The sequence below is a fragment of the Streptomyces sp. NPDC096105 genome, assembly GCF_044763335.1.
Classification (GTDB): domain Bacteria; phylum Actinomycetota; class Actinomycetes; order Streptomycetales; family Streptomycetaceae; genus Streptomyces.
The window spans coordinates 30474-43714 of the sequence record NZ_JBIWGC010000003.1; the positions used below are offsets into that span (position 1 = coordinate 30474).

General features: G+C 72.6%; 11 protein-coding genes. 7 read left to right on the plus strand and 4 right to left on the minus strand.

Annotated features, from left to right (window positions below; all coding sequences use genetic code 11):
- From ACIQ8B_RS05615 to ACIQ8B_RS05625, 3 genes are all read left to right on the plus strand, one after another.
- A complete protein-coding gene (locus ACIQ8B_RS05615; protein WP_403545510.1) occupies positions 1-651 on the plus strand; it encodes an AIM24 family protein in 651 nt (216 codons plus the stop codon).
- Entirely contained in the window at positions 648-1448 is an 801-nt protein-coding gene (locus ACIQ8B_RS05620; RefSeq protein WP_290006173.1) for an AIM24 family protein, read from the plus strand. The genes ACIQ8B_RS05615 and ACIQ8B_RS05620 overlap by 4 nt, the downstream gene beginning before the upstream one ends.
- A 97-nt stretch (positions 1449-1545) precedes the next feature.
- The gene (locus tag ACIQ8B_RS05625) at positions 1546-2022 is read left to right on the plus strand and encodes a MarR family winged helix-turn-helix transcriptional regulator (RefSeq protein WP_290006170.1); all 477 of its coding nucleotides are present in this window, start codon (positions 1546-1548) and stop codon (positions 2020-2022) included.
- Positions 2023-2040: 18 nt separating this feature from the next.
- Here the strand turns inward: ACIQ8B_RS05625 and ACIQ8B_RS05630 are convergent, their stop codons facing one another.
- Positions 2041-3525 carry an ATP-binding protein gene (locus tag ACIQ8B_RS05630; RefSeq protein WP_403545513.1) on the minus strand — a complete coding sequence of 495 codons (1485 nt, stop codon included), beginning with the start codon at positions 3523-3525 and terminating at the stop codon, positions 2041-2043.
- Positions 3522-4241 (minus strand): response regulator transcription factor, encoded by a 720-nt coding sequence (locus tag ACIQ8B_RS05635; protein WP_290006164.1) that lies wholly within the window; start codon positions 4239-4241, stop codon positions 3522-3524. Before ACIQ8B_RS05635 ends, ACIQ8B_RS05630 begins: the two co-directional genes overlap by 4 nt.
- A gap of 121 nt (positions 4242-4362) precedes the next feature.
- On the opposite strand from ACIQ8B_RS05635, the gene ACIQ8B_RS05640 reads away from it, so the two are divergent.
- Positions 4363-4992, plus strand: coding sequence for a PepSY domain-containing protein (locus ACIQ8B_RS05640; protein WP_403545515.1), 630 nt, complete (start codon positions 4363-4365; stop codon positions 4990-4992).
- Positions 4993-5132: 140 nt separating this feature from the next.
- Here ACIQ8B_RS05640 and meaB read toward each other — a convergent pair whose 3' ends face one another.
- Together meaB and ACIQ8B_RS05650 are read right to left on the minus strand one after the other, a co-directional pair.
- A complete protein-coding gene (gene meaB / locus ACIQ8B_RS05645) occupies positions 5133-6089 on the minus strand; it encodes a methylmalonyl Co-A mutase-associated GTPase MeaB (RefSeq protein ID WP_106412392.1) in 957 nt (318 codons plus the stop codon).
- A 40-nt stretch (positions 6090-6129) separates the two neighbouring features.
- The gene (locus ACIQ8B_RS05650; RefSeq protein ID WP_106412393.1) at positions 6130-7353 is read right to left on the minus strand and encodes an acetyl-CoA C-acetyltransferase; all 1224 of its coding nucleotides are present in this window, start codon (positions 7351-7353) and stop codon (positions 6130-6132) included.
- 147 nt (positions 7354-7500) lie between these two features.
- Between ACIQ8B_RS05650 and mce the strand changes: the two genes are divergently transcribed.
- From mce to ACIQ8B_RS05665, 3 genes are all read left to right on the plus strand, one after another.
- Positions 7501-7941, plus strand: coding sequence for a methylmalonyl-CoA epimerase (gene mce / locus ACIQ8B_RS05655; RefSeq protein ID WP_359599136.1), 441 nt, complete (start codon positions 7501-7503; stop codon positions 7939-7941).
- Positions 7942-8168: 227 nt separating this feature from the next.
- Positions 8169-12050, plus strand: a complete 3882-nt coding sequence (gene scy / locus ACIQ8B_RS05660) for a polarized growth protein Scy (protein ID WP_403545518.1) — start codon at positions 8169-8171, stop codon at positions 12048-12050.
- Between the two features lie 183 nt (positions 12051-12233).
- Positions 12234-13172 (plus strand): cellulose-binding protein, encoded by a 939-nt coding sequence (locus ACIQ8B_RS05665; protein ID WP_106412395.1) that lies wholly within the window; start codon positions 12234-12236, stop codon positions 13170-13172.
- The last annotated feature ends 69 nt before the right edge of the window (positions 13173-13241 follow it).

Genomic DNA, 13241 nt, shown 5'->3' on the forward strand with positions numbered 1-13241 from the left:
ATGGGCTTCCGGGAGATCAACTCCAAGATGATCGAGGCGACCGTCGCCCCCGGCCGGCGGCTGTTCAGCCAGCGCGGCGCGATGCTCGCCTACAAGGGCGAGGTCAGCTTCACCCCGAACCTGCGCGGCGGCCGGGGCGGGGTGATGTCGATGATCGGCCGGCGCGTGGCGAACGAGGACACGCCCCTGATGACCGTCGAGGGCGACGGCACGGTGCTGTTCGGGCACGGCGGCCACCACATCCAGGTGATCCACCTTTCCGGGGACACCCTGTACGTCGAGGCGGACCGGCTGCTGGCCTTCGAGGGGACGCTGGAGCAGGGCACGGTGTTCCTGGGCTCGCAGGGCGGGGTGATGGGCATGGTCCGGGGTCAGGTCTCCGGTCAGGGCCTGTTCACCACCACCCTCAAGGGGCACGGCGCGGTCGCCGTGATGGCCCACGGCGGGGTGATCGAGGTGCCGATCACCCCGCAGCACCCGGTGCGCGTCGACCCGCAGGCGTACGTCGCCCACCACGGCGACGTGCGCAACAAGCTGTCGACGGCGCTCGGCTGGCGGGACATGGTGGGACGCGGCTCCGGAGAGGCCTTCCAGCTGGAGCTGAGCGGCAGCGGCGCGGTCTACGTCCAGGCCTCGGAGGAGAAGCTGTGAGCACGTACGGAACGCCCGGCGCCGGGCCGGCGGTCTTCGACCCGACGACGCTGCCCTCCGACGACAACGTCAACGACTACACCTTCTGCGTGGAGCTCAAGGGGACCCAGTGGTTCCTGCAGAAGGGGAAGATGATCGCCTACTACGGCGCCGTCGAGTTCAACGGCATCGGGCACGGGCGACTCGACCGACTTGTCCGTACCTCGTTCCATTCGCCACTGCACGCATCCGACTGGGTCGTGGCGGAGGGCTCGGGCAGGATGCTCCTCGCCGACCGGGCCTTCGACGTCAATTCCTACGACTTGGACGATGGCAATCTGACCATTCGCTCGGGCAACTTGCTCGCTTTTCAGCCAAGCTTGTCACTGAAGCAGTCGATCGTGCCAGGTTTCCTGACACTGATCGGAACCGGAAAGTTCGTGGCGGCATCCAACGGTCCGGTGGTGTTCATGGAACCCCCGATCAGGGTGGACCCGCAGGCGCTGGTCGGATGGGCGGACTGCCCGTCCCCGTGCCACCACTACGACCACGGCTACATGACCGGCCTGCTGGGCGGTCTACGTGCGATGACGGGCCTGGGCGGGGCCTCCGGCGAGGAGCACCAGTTCGAGTTCGTCGGGGCGGGCACGGTGCTGCTGCAGTCGTCCGAGGCGCTGATGACGGAGCAGGCCACGGGGGCGCCTCCGCAGGAGCCCGGGGTACCCGGAGGGGGCGGACCGGGCGGGTCCGGACCGGCCGGAAGCGGACCGCGCCTTCCCGGACAGCTGGGAGACCTCCAGCGTCGCTTCGGGCTGTGAGCGGTAATGTGCGGGCGGTGACATCGAACGCCTGCACGTGATGTCACCCGGAAGCCCTATTAGTTCGCCTTTCAACTTCCTTAGGTAGACTTCATTCATGGAGACCGAGACGGCCACCCGCTGGCTGACCCATACGGAGCAGTGCGCCTGGCGCACCCACCTGGAGGTCAACAAGCTGCTGACCTACCAGCTCGAGAAGGATCTGCAGCCGTTCGGCCTGACAATGAACGACTACGAGATCCTGGTGAACCTGTCCGAATCGGAGGACCGGCGGATGCGGATGAGCGACCTCGCCTCCGCCACGATGCAGTCCAAGAGCCGCCTCTCCCACCAGATCACCCGGATGGAGAACGCCCACCTGGTCCGCCGGGAGAACTGCGAGTCCGACCGCCGCGGCCTCTACGCCGTCCTCACCGACCACGGCATGGAGACGATGCAGAAGGTCGCCCCGCACCACGTGGCGTCGGTGCGCCGGCACTTCATCGACCTGCTCCCCCCCGAGGCGCTGATCGAGCTCGACAAGGCCCTCAAGCCCATCGCGGAGCACCTGCGGGGGCAGCGGGGACGCCTCTGACGTTCCCCCCGACGTCCCCTACTGCGGGGGCGTCCCCCGGTCCGCGCCGGCGAGCGGCAGGCGGAGCGCGAAGAGGGCTCCGCCCGCCGGCGCCGCGCCCGCGGTGAGCGTGCCGCCGTGCCGTACGGCCACGTCCCGCGCGATGGCCAGGCCCAGCCCGGCCCCGCCGTCGTCCCGGCTGCGCGCCGCGTCCAGCCGTACGAACCGCTCGAAGATCCGCTCGCGGTCCGCCTCGGCCACACCCTCGCCGTCGTCGGCGACGCCCACCACGGCCCAGCCGTTCTCCCGGCGCACGGTCACCGTGATCCGCTCACGGGCGTGCCGCTCCGCGTTGTCCAGCAGGTTGGCGAGCACCCGCCCGAGCTGACCGCGCGACCCGGAGACCTCGACGGGCTCCGCCTCCACCGTGACGCCCTCGCGCCCCGCGGCCTCCTCGCGGGCCAGCGCGGCCAGGTCCACCCGGGTGTCGGCGGGCCGCTCCCCCGCGTCCAGCCGGGCGAGCAGCAGCAGGTCGGCGGCGAGGTTCTGCAGCCGCACGGTGTCCTCGACGGCGCCGTCCAGGTCGAGCAGTCCGGGGTGGGCCGCCGCGACCTCCAGCTGGGTGCGCAGGGAGGCGATGGGGCTGCGCAGCTCGTGCGAGGCGTCGGCGACGAACCTGCGCTGCCGCTCCACGGAGGTCTCCAGGGCGGCGAGCGTGGCGTTGGTGGTCCGGGCCAGCCGGGCGATCTCGTCGTGCGTCGCCGGTTCGGGGACCCGGCGGCCCAGGTCCTCGGAGGCGGTGATCGCGGCCATCTCCCGGCGGATGCCCTCGACCGGGCGCAGGGCCCGCCCGGTGACCAGCCAGGTCACCGAGGCGACGACGCCGAGCAGCAGCGGGAAGCCGATGAGCATGGAGGTCAGCGCGGTGCCCACGGCGCTGTGCTCGGCGGCCAGCGGGGAGCCCGCGTGGACGGTGAGGCGGCCCCGGTCGGGGGTCTCCACCTCCACGGCGGCGAAGCGGTAGTCCTCGGTGTCGCCGTCGATGGTGGCGGTGCCGTTGGTGAAGCTCGCCCTCTGCGCGATCTCGCCGGGGGCGAGGGACTCGTCGTCGTCCGAGCGGCCGGAGTCGTCGTCACCGCCGTCGTCGTCCCGGTCGTCGTCGCCGTCGTCGTCGCGGTCGTCGTCCGCGCCGGGCCGGGTCGGCGCGGGTGTCACCTCGGCGGTGCCCGTCCCGGTGATCCGCTCCAGGTCCTCGGAGACGGCGAGCAGGACGCCGTCCTCGTCGGTGATCTGCACGGGGGTGTCCTCGGCGCCGAGGCCGGAGAGCTTGTCGAGGGGCGTACGGGCGGCCAGTTCGGAGGCGACGGCCTGCGCGGAGCGCTCCGCCCGGGTGCCCGCCTCGCCGGTCAGGTTGGCGCGCAGGGACAGCAGGAGGGCGGTGCCGGCGGCGACGAGGGCCACGGCGACGACGAGCGTGGCGCCGAGCGTCGCCCGGGAGCGGACCGAGCCGAACAGCCGGCTCACGGCGCCGTCTCCAGCCGGTAGCCGGCGCCGCGCACCGTGCGGATGAGGTCCGCGCGCAGTTTGCGGCGCAGGGCGCTGACGTAGACCTCGACGATGTTGGGGTCGCCCTCGTAGGCGAAGTCCCAGACGTGCTCGAGGATGTCGGCCTTGGACACCACCTCGCCGGCCCGCAGCACCAGGTGTTCGAGGACCGAGAACTCCTTGGCCGTCAGCTCGGTCTCGTCGTCGCCGAGCCACACCCGGCGGGCGGCGGTGTCCACCTTCAGGTCGCCGTGCACATGGACCGGGGACGCGCCCGCGGCCCTCCGGCGGCGCAGCAGCGCCTTCACCCGGGCGACGAGCACCACGTAGGAGAACGGCTTGGTGAGGTAGTCGTCGGCGCCGGTGTCCAGGCCCTCGGCCTCGTCGTACTCGCCGTCCTTGGCGGTGAGCATCAGGATCGGCACCTCGTGCCCGGCGGCGCGCAGGGCGGCGCACACCCGGTAGCCGTTGAGGCCGGGCAGCATGATGTCGAGGATCACCAGGTCGTACGGTTCCGTCGTGGCCCGGTCCAGCCCTTCCCGGCCGTCGTGCACGACGTCGACCGCGTACCCCTCGGCGGTGAGGCCCCTGGCGAGGGAGAGGGCGAGGCGCTTTTCGTCCTCGACGATCAGGAGTCGAAAGGGGCGGCGCGAAGCGCCTCCATCAGGGCGGTGGTGGGAGACGGGTGGGCGCATGCGGTCCAGGGTCGCAAAGGGAAGCTGAAGATCACTTCAGGCTGCTTCAGCTTCCGCTCAGCGTCGGTCGGCGACATTGATGTCGTACAGCGCGAAGCACACCGACTCGGGAGGAACGCACATGAAGCGCAACATCGTGATCGCCGTCGTCACGGCCGCGGCTCTGGTGGGCGGAGGCACGGCGACGGCCCTCGCGGTCGCGGGGGACGACGACGACACGGCGTCGGTGACGCGGACGGACGACGACAGGGACGAGCGCGACGACCGCGCCGACGACGGCTCCGACGACCGCGACGACGACAGCGACGACGCTGCCCGTGCCGCCGCCCCCGGCGAGGTGACCGCCGCCGAGGCCATCGCCGCCGCGCTGAAGCACACCCCGGGCACGGCGGTCTCCGCCGAACTGGACGACGGCTCCTGGGAGATCGACGTCCTCGGCAGGGGCGACACCTGGCACAGCGTCAGGATCGACCCGGACAGCGGCAAGGTGCTGGACGCCCAGAAGGACGACGAGGACGACGCCGCGGAGGCGCGCGCCGCGCTGAAGAACGCCACGGTGACGGCCGAACAGGCCGCGAAGGCCGCCGCGTCCCAGGGCACGGTCGTCTCCGTCGACCTGGACGACGACGGCGACGACCGGGGCTGGGAGGCGGAGACGCGCGCCTCCGGCGGGGACGAGCGGGACTGGAACGTCGATCCGAGGACGGCGTCCGTCACGGCCGACCGCGACGACGACTCCGACGACGACTGACGGTCCCTGAGGCTGCGCCCCACCCCCCTCCGGCCCTGGCGGGCCTCGTCCTCAATCGCCGGACGGACTGAGAATCGGCACCTGCGGCGTTTGAGGAGCGGGGTCCGGGGCCGAGCCCCGGGGCGGGAAGGGAGGGGCGGTCAGCTGCCCGTCAGCCCCTCGACCAGTTCGTCCGCCGCCCGGTACGGATCAAGATCCCCCGCGATGATGCGCTCGGCGAGTGCGCCGAGGCGGCGGTCGCCGTGGAGGTCGCCGATGCGTTCGCGGAGGGCGGTGACGGCGATGGTCTCGACCTCGCGGGCGGCGCGGGCCAGGCGGCGTTCCGCGAGGACGCCGCGCTCCTCCATCCAGGCGCGGTGCTTCTCCAGCGCCTCGACGACCTCGTCGACGCCCTCCTGGCGGGCGGCGACCGTCTTGACGATCGGGGGGCGCCAGTCGCCGGGGCCGCGGGACTCGCCGAGGCCCAGCATGTGGTTCAGCTCGCGGGCGGTGGCGTCGGCGCCGTCGCGGTCGGCCTTGTTGACGACGTAGACGTCGCCGATCTCCAGGATTCCGGCCTTGGCGGCCTGGATGCCGTCGCCCATGCCGGGGGCCAGCAGGACCACGGAGGTGTCGGCCTGGGAGGCGATCTCCACCTCCGACTGGCCGACGCCCACCGTCTCGACCAGGACCACGTCGCAGCCGGCCGCGTCCAGGACGCGGATGGCCTGCGGCGCGGCCCAGGCGAGGCCGCCCAGGTGGCCGCGGGTGGCCATGGAACGGATGTAGACGCCCGGGTCGGAGGCGTGCTCCGACATCCGGACGCGGTCACCCAGCAGGGCGCCCCCGGAGAAGGGGGAGGACGGGTCGACAGCCAGGACGCCGACCCGCTTGCCCTGTTTGCGGTACGCGGTCACCAGCGCCGAGGTGGACGTCGACTTGCCGACGCCGGGGGACCCGGTGAGGCCGACCACGTAGGCGTTGCCGGTGAGCGGCGCGAGGGCCGCCATGACCTCCCTGAGCTGCGGTGACGCCCCCTCCACCAGGGAGATCAAACGGGCCACGGCCCGTGGCCTGCCCTCTCTGGCCTGGGCCACCAGAGTGGAGACGTCCTGCATCACAGCTCCGTTCACGTGAGGAAAGTCGGCAACAACCGGGTCAGGCCTTGGGTACCCGCACGATGAGCGCGTCACCCTGGCCGCCGCCACCGCACAGCGCCGCGGCGCCGACACCGCCGCCGCGCCGCTTCAGCTCCAGCGCCAGGTGCAGCACCAGCCGGGCGCCGGACATCCCGATCGGGTGACCGAGCGCGATGGCGCCACCGTTGACGTTCACCTTTTCGGCGGAAACGCCCAGGTCCTTCATTGACTGCACGGCGACCGCCGCGAAGGCCTCGTTGATCTCGATCAGGTCGAGGTCGGAGACCTCCAGGCCCTCCTTCTTGAGGGCGTGCAGGATGGCGTTCGACGGCTGCGACTGGAGCGAGTTGTCGGGGCCGGCCACGTTGCCGTGGGCGCCGATCTCGGCGATCCACTCCAGGCCCAGCTCCTGCGCCTTGGCCTTGCTCATCACGACCACGGCCGCGGCGCCGTCGGAGATCTGTGAGGACGAACCGGCGGTGATGGTGCCGTCCTTGGCGAACGCCGGGCGCAGCTTGCCGAGGGACTCGGCGGTGGTGTCCCCGCGGATGCCCTCGTCCTTGCTGAAGAGCACCGGGTCGCCCTTGCGCTGCGGGATCTCGACCGGGGTGATCTCGGCCTCGAAGACGCCGTTCTTCTGCGCGGCGGCGGCCCGCTGGTGGGACAGGGCGGCGATCTCGTCCTGCTCGGCGCGGCCGATGCCGAGGCGGGTGTTGTGCCTCTCCGTGGACTCGCCCATGGCGATGCCCTCGAAGGAGTCGGTCAGGCCGTCGTGCGCCATGGCGTCGAGCATCTGCACCGCGCCGTACTTGTAGCCCTCGCGGGACTTCGGCAGCAGGTGCGGCGCGTTGGTCATGGACTCCTGGCCGCCGGCCACGACCACGTCGAACTCGCCCGCGCGGATGAGCTGGTCGGCCAGCGCGATGGCGTCGAGGCCGGAGAGGCACACCTTGTTGACGGTGAGCGCCGGGACGTTCATCGGGATGCCGGCCTTCACGGCGGCCTGGCGGGCCGGGATCTGCCCCGCCCCGGCCTGGAGCACCTGCCCCATGATCACGTACTGGACCTGGTCGCCGCCGATCCCCGCACGGTCGAGGGCGGCCTTGATCGCGAAGCCGCCGAGGTCGGCTCCGGAGAACGACTTCAGCGAACCGAGCAGCCGACCCATCGGGGTGCGGGCGCCCGCGACGATGACGGATGTCGTGCCGTTCGTTGCGGATGTTGCAGATGATGCGGAAGTCATGAGCTGCGGTCCCCTTCCGGCTGCACAGCCGAGGAGTGAACGAGGGTTTACTTCGAATGTACTGACGCGCGGTGGACCCCGTCATCGGCCTTTCGGTGTGATCGCGCGCACGTTGCGTAACCGTCGCGCGGGCGCTGCACTGGTTCCATGCTGACGCGAATCGACCACATCGGGATCGCCTGCTTCGACCTCGACAGGACCGTGGAGTTCTACCGCTCCACCTACGGCTTCGAGGTGTTCCACTCGGAGGTCAACGAGGAGCAGGGCGTCCGTGAGGCCATGCTCAAGATCAACGAGACTTCCGACGGCGGGGCCTCCTACCTGCAGCTCCTCGAGCCGACCCGCGAGGACTCCACCGTCGCCAAGTGGCTCGCGAAGAACGGCGAGGGCGTCCACCACATCGCTTTCGGCACGGCGGACGTCGACGCGGAGGCGGCCGGCATCAAGGAGAAGGGCGTACGCGTTCTGTACGAAGAGCCCCGGCGCGGTTCCATGGGGTCACGGATCACCTTCCTGCACCCGAAGGACTGCCACGGCGTACTGACAGAACTGGTCACTTCCGCGCCCGTTGAGTCGTCCGAGCACTGACCCACGTACATAGGGGCCGGTAGGGTTGGGTCTGGTCGCCGCTGAAAGCGTGGTGACCGAGTCCCGTCGTGTTCGGCGACGGGATCGCCGGGGTCCGGGTGGCGGGGGGCGAGCGCGGGGCGGCAGCCCATGCTCCGCCGTTGATCTGACACCATTCCCCGGGGGCTCCGTTCGGGATGGACGGGGCTCGGCCAGACTTGCGACCAGGGGACGGATGGGACCGCGCAGTGCGGGGCTACGAGAGCCAGGAGCGAGAGCCGGCGGCTGACGTCGACCACCTCTCTCGGTTCGAAGCCGAGATGAAACGGCTGAAGACCGAGCGGGAAAAGGCGATCCAGCACGCCGAGGACCTCGGCTACCAGGTCGAGGTGCTGCGCGCCAAGCTGCACGAGGCGCGGCGCACCATCATGTCCCGGCCCGCCTACGACGGCGGCGACATCGGCTACCAGGCCGAGCAGTTGCTCCGCAACGCGCAGATGCAGGCCGACCAGATCCGCGCGGACGCCGAGCGGGAGCTGAGCCAGGCCCGCGCCCAGACCCAGCGCATCCTCCAGGAGCACGCCGAGCAGGCCGCCCGTCTCCAGGCGGAGCTGCACCAGGAGGCGGTGACCCGGCGCCAGCAGCTCGACCAGGAGCTGGCGGAGCGCCGCCGGACCGTCGAGTCGCACGTCAACGAGAACGTGGCGTGGGCGGAGCAGCTGCGGGCCCGCACCGAGGAGCAGGCCCGCCGCCTGATGGAGGAGACCCGCGCCGAGCGGGAACAGGCCCTGGCCGCCGCCCGCGAGGAGGCCGAGCGGCTGACCTCCGAGGCCCGCCGCCGGCTGCAGAGCGAGGCGGAGGCGGCCCGCAGCGAGGCCGAGCAGCTGCTGCGCCGCGCCCGCGCGGACGCCGAGCGGCTGCTGAACGCCGCCTCCACGCAGGCGCAGGAGGCCACCGAGCACGCCGAGCGGCTGCGCACCTCCACGGCCACCGAGTCGGAGTCGGCGCGCCGCCGGGCGCAGGAGCTGAGCCGGGCCGCCGAGGAGCGGATCGCCGAGGCGGAGACCGCGCTGCGCGAGGCGCGCTCCGAGGCCGAGAAGGTCCTCGCCGAGGCGAAGGAGGCCGCCGCCAAGGCGCTCGCGTCCGCCGAGGCCGCCAACGAGACGCGCACGCGCACCGCCAAGGAGCAGGTGGCGCGGCTGGTCGGCGAGGCGACCAAGGAGGCGGAGGCCACCAAGGCGGACGCCGAGCAGCTGGTCGCCGACGCCCGCGCGGAGGCCGAGAAGATCGTCGCGGAGGCCGTGGAGAAGGCCCGCGCGCTCACCGCGGAGGAGTCCGCCACCCAGCTGTCCAAGGCGGCCAAGACCGCCGAGGACGTGCTCAACAAGGCCTCCGAGGAGGCCAAGCGGACCACGCGCGCCGCGGCCGAGGAGGCGGAGCGGATCCGCCGGGAGGCCGAGGCCGAGGCGGACCGGCTGCGCGCGGAGGCGCACGACATCGCCGAGCAGCTCAAGGGCGCGGCGAAGGACGACACCAAGGAGTACCGCGCCAAGACGGTCGAGCTGCAGGAGGAGGCGCGCCGGCTGCGCGGCGAGGCCGAGCAGCTGCGTGCCGACGCGGTCGCCGAGGGCGAGAAGATCCGCGCGGAGGCCCGCAAGGAGGCCGTGGCGCAGATCGAGGAGGCGGCCAAGTCCGCCGAGGAGCTGCTCGCCAAGGCCAAGGCGGACGCCGACGAGCTGCGCTCCACCGCGCAGACGGACAGCGAGAAGGTCCGCACGGAGGCCATCGAGCGCGCCACGACGCTGCGCCGGCAGGCCGAGGAGACCCTGGAGCGCACCCGCAAGGAGGCCGAGCGGCACCGTGCGGAGGCCGTGGAGCAGGCCGACGCGCTCAAGGAGGACGCCGAGCGGGCCGCGCGCGAGCTGCGCGAGGAGACCGAGCGGGCCGTCGAGACCCGTCGCGCGGAGGCCGCCGAGGAGCTGACCCGGCTGCACGCCGACGCCGAGGAGCGGCTCGCCGCGGCCGAGCAGGCGCTGAGCGACGCGCGCGAGGAGGCCGACCGGATCCGCCGCGAGGCGACCGAGGAGGCCGAACGGCTGCGCACCGAGGCCGCCGAGCGGATCCGTACGCTCCAGCAGCAGGCCGAGCAGGAGGCCGAGCGGCTGCGCACCGAGGCCGCGGCGGACGCGTCGGCGTCCCGGGCGGAGGGCGAGGCCGTCGCCGTGCGGCTGCGGTCGGAGGCCGCGGCCGAGGCGGAGCGGCTCAAGTCGGAGGCGCAGGACAGCGCGGACCGGATGCGCGCGGAGGCCCAGGCGGCCGCCGAGCGGATCGGCACGGAGGCCTCCGAGACGCTGGCCGCCGCGCAGGAGGAGGCGGCCCGGCGGCGCCGGGAGGCGGAGGAGCTGCTCGGCGCGGCTCGCGAGGAGGCCGACCAGGAGCGCGAGCGGGCCCGCGAGCAGAGCGAGGAGCTGCTGTCGGCGGCGCGCACCCGCGTGGAGGAGGCGCAGGCCGAGGCCGTACGGCTGGTCGAGGAGGCGGACCGGCGCGCCACGGAGATGGTGTCGGCGTCCGAGCTCCACGCCCAGCAGGTGCGGGACTCCGTCGCGGGACTGCACGAGCAGGCGCAGGAGGAGATCGCCGGGCTGCGCAGCGCCGCCGAGCACGCGGCGGAGCGCACCCGCACGGAGGCCGAGGAGGAGGCGGACCGGGTCCGCGCCGACGCCTACGCGGAGCGGGAGCGGGCCGGCGAGGACGCGGGCCGGCTGCGGCGCGAGGCGCAGGAGGAGGCCGAGGAGGCCAAGTCCCTCGCGGAGCGCACGGTGTCGGAGGCGATCACGGAGGCGGACCGGATCCGCTCCGAGGTCTCCGAGCACGCGCAGCGGCTGCGCACCGAGGCGTCCGACGCGGTCGCCGAGGCCGAGCAGGTCGCGGCGCGCACCCGGGCGGAGGCCCGTGAGGACGCCAACCGGATCCGTTCGGACGCGGCGAGGCAGGCGGACACGCTCATCACCGAGGCGCGCGGCGAGGCGGAGCGGCTCACCGAGGAGACCGTCGCGGAGACCGACCGGCTGCGCACCGAGACGGTCGCCGAGGCCGAGCGGGTGCGGTCGGAGTCGGCCGCCAAGGCGGAGAAGCTGATCGCGGACGCCACCGGCGACGCGGAGCGGCTGCGCGCCGAGGCCGCGGAGACGGTGGGGTCGGCGCAGCAGCACGCGGAGCGGATCCGGCGGGAGGCCGAGCGGGTCAGGTCCGACGCGGAGTCGGAGGCGGAGCGGCTGGTGTCCGGTGCGCGCGAGGAGGCCGAGCGGACGCTGGACGAGGCCCGCAAGGAGGCCAACAAGCGGCGTTCGGAGGCGGCCGAGCAGGTCGACACGCTCATCACGGAGACCGCCGCCGAGGCGGACAAGCTGCTCGCCGAGGCGCAGCAGCAGGCGCTGAAGACGAAGGCCGACGCCGAGTCGCAGGCGGACACCATGGTGGGCGCGGCGCGCAGCGAGGCCGAGCGGCTGGTGGCCGAGGCGCGGGTCGAGGGCAACTCGCTGGTGGAGAAGGCCCGTGCGGACGCCGACGAGCTGCTGGTCGGCGCGCGCCGGGACGCGACGCAGATCCGGGAGCGCGCCGAGGAGCTGCGTGACCGCCTCACCAGCGAGATCGAGGAGCTGCACGAGCGGGCCCGGCGCGAGGCGGCGGACACCATGAAGTCCGCCGGTGACCGCTGCGACGCGCTGGTCAAGGCCGCGGAGGAGCAGCTGGCGAAGGCGGAGGCCAAGGCGAAGGAGATCGTCTCCGAGGCCAACTCCGAGGCGGGCAAGGTGCGGATCGCCGCCGTGAAGAAGGCCGAGGGTCTTCTGAAGGAGGCGGAGCAGAAGAAGGCCACGCTCGTGAAGGAGGCCGAGGAACTGAAGGCCGAGGCGGTGCGCGAGGCACGGCGCACCGTCGAGGAGGGCAAGCGCGAGCTGGAGGTCCTCGTCCGGCGCCGCGAGGACATCAACGCGGAGATCTCGCGCGTCCAGGACGTCCTGGAGGCCCTGGAGTCCTTCGAAGCCCCGGCGGGCGGCAAGGACAACGGCGTCAAGGCGGGGGCCGCGGCAGGCGCTGCCCGTACGGGTGGCAAGTCAGCCGACAGCTAGCGAAATCGGGCGAAATCCCGTGTAGAGTGGGGGCTTTGACCATGGGTTTGGCAAGGCTTCCGGCGGCGTGCCACTCAAAAGGGGTGTCATCTTACGTATCAAACGTGCATCCGCTCGATGACTCAGCGCTTCGGCCCCTAGGATTCCCCTATCACCTCACCGGTCTCATTCGACAGGAACCCCATGAGCGACACTTCCCCCTACGGCTTCGAGCTTGTGCGGCGTGGATACGACCGCGCTCAGGTGGACGAACGTATCTCCAAGCTCGTCTCCGACCGTGACAGCGCTCTCGCCCGCATCACCGCCCTGGAAAAGCGCATCGAAGAGCTCCACCTCGAGACGCAGAACGCCCAGGCCCAGATCAACGACGCCGAGCCGTCGTACGCGGGTCTCGGCGCGCGTGTGGAGAAGATCCTCCGCCTCGCCGAGGAGGAGGCCAAGGAGCTGCGCGAGGAGGCCCGGCGCGCCGCGGAGCAGCACCGCGAGCTCGCCGAGTCGGCCGCCCAGCAGGTGCGCAACGACGCCGAGGCGTACGCCGCCGAGCGCAAGGCGAAGGCGGAGGACGAGGGCGTCCGGATCGTCGAGAAGGCCCAGAGCGAGGCCGCCCAGCTGCGCTCCGAGGCGCAGAGGGACGCCCAGTCCAAGCGCGAGGAGGCGGACGCCCTCTTCGAGGAGACCCGCGCCAAGGCCGCGCAGGCCGCCGCGGACTTCGAGACGAACCTGGCGAAGCGCCGCGAGCAGTCCGAGCGCGACCTGGCCTCGCGTCAGGCCAAGGCCGAGAAGCGCCTCGCGGAGATCGAGCACCGTGCGGAGCAGCTCCGTCTGGAGGCCGAGAAGCTGCGCACCGACGCCGAGCGCCGGGCCCGCCAGACGGTGGAGACCGCCCAGCGCCAGGCCGAGGACATCGTGGCCGACGCCAACGCCAAGGCCGACCGGATCCGTTCGGAGTCCGAGCGTGAGCTCGCCGCGCTGACCAACCGCCGCGACTCCATCAACGCCCAGCTGACCAACGTCCGCGAGATGCTGGCGACCCTCACGGGTGCCGCGGTCGCCGCCACCGGCTCGCCCGCCACCGACGACGAGCCGGTCTCCCGGGGCGTCCCGGCCCAGCAGTCCCGGTAACACCCGGACGGGCGACCGGACCACGGCGAAGCCCTCTGCCACTGCGGTGGCAGGGGGCTTCGTCCCGTT

Coding starts and splice junctions, on each gene's coding strand:
- ACIQ8B_RS05615 (WP_403545510.1), top strand. CDS start 1: ATGGGCTTCCGGGAGATCAACTCCAAGATGATCGAGGCGACCGTCGCC.
- ACIQ8B_RS05625 (WP_290006170.1), top strand. CDS start 1,546: ATGGAGACCGAGACGGCCACCCGCTGGCTGACCCATACGGAGCAGTGC.
- ACIQ8B_RS05635 (WP_290006164.1), bottom strand. CDS start 4,241: ATGCGCCCACCCGTCTCCCACCACCGCCCTGATGGAGGCGCTTCGCGC.
- ACIQ8B_RS05640 (WP_403545515.1), top strand. CDS start 4,363: ATGAAGCGCAACATCGTGATCGCCGTCGTCACGGCCGCGGCTCTGGTG.
- meaB (WP_106412392.1), bottom strand. CDS start 6,089: ATGCAGGACGTCTCCACTCTGGTGGCCCAGGCCAGAGAGGGCAGGCCA.
- ACIQ8B_RS05650 (WP_106412393.1), bottom strand. CDS start 7,353: ATGACTTCCGCATCATCTGCAACATCCGCAACGAACGGCACGACATCC.
- mce (WP_359599136.1), top strand. CDS start 7,501: ATGCTGACGCGAATCGACCACATCGGGATCGCCTGCTTCGACCTCGAC.
- ACIQ8B_RS05665 (WP_106412395.1), top strand. CDS start 12,234: ATGAGCGACACTTCCCCCTACGGCTTCGAGCTTGTGCGGCGTGGATAC.